This window comes from Pseudoflavonifractor capillosus (assembly GCF_016902575.1).
GTDB classification, from domain to species: domain Bacteria; phylum Bacillota; class Clostridia; order Oscillospirales; family Oscillospiraceae; genus Enterenecus; species Enterenecus capillosus_A.
Genome location: NZ_JACSNZ010000123.1, coordinates 1 through 560, shown reverse-complemented (window position 1 = coordinate 560; position 560 = coordinate 1). Strand labels below are relative to the sequence as shown.

1 pseudogene is annotated in these 560 nt (G+C 50.9%); it reads left to right on the top strand.

Annotation, left to right across the window (positions count from 1 at the left end):
• Positions 1-493: pseudogene (locus tag H9X86_RS12625) on the top strand (recombinase family protein); the annotation flags it as partial.
• Positions 494-560 lie beyond the last annotated feature (67 nt).

Here is a 560-nt window from a genome sequence, read left to right as displayed (position 1 = left end):
GGCTAACATTGAAAAAGCCTTTCTCCGCCTCTACTATAACCTCAAACATCACGGAACTCCCATTCTCGCTGGAATGATCGCCTCACTCCAGGCCATCCGCAATCGCCAACTTCTGTGGAGTCCTGACGTCATCGAACTTAACAACCAAATATCCCAATTAACCAGTCAGAATCAAATGCTGGCCACGCTGAAACAGCAGGGCCTCATTGATCCTGACCTTTTTATATCCCAAAGCAACGAGCTGACCCAACAGCTCCGCGCCGTGAAGTTAGAAAAGGAACGCCTACTGGCCGCCAATAGCGACAACACCATCACCCAGACACAGGAACTGATGGGCATTTTAGATGCAGGGCCGGACTTCCTGGACACCTTCAATACGGAGCTGTTTGGTGAGCTCGTTGACAGAATTATTGTGGACAGCAATGAGCAGCTCCGCTTCCGCCTCAAAAACGGGCTGGAACTGACCGAGACCATAGAAAGGACAATGCGCTGATGAAAAATCGAAAACAGCCCTTCGGATATCGAGTGGAAATGGGGGCAGTAGTCCTCCACCCCCAGGA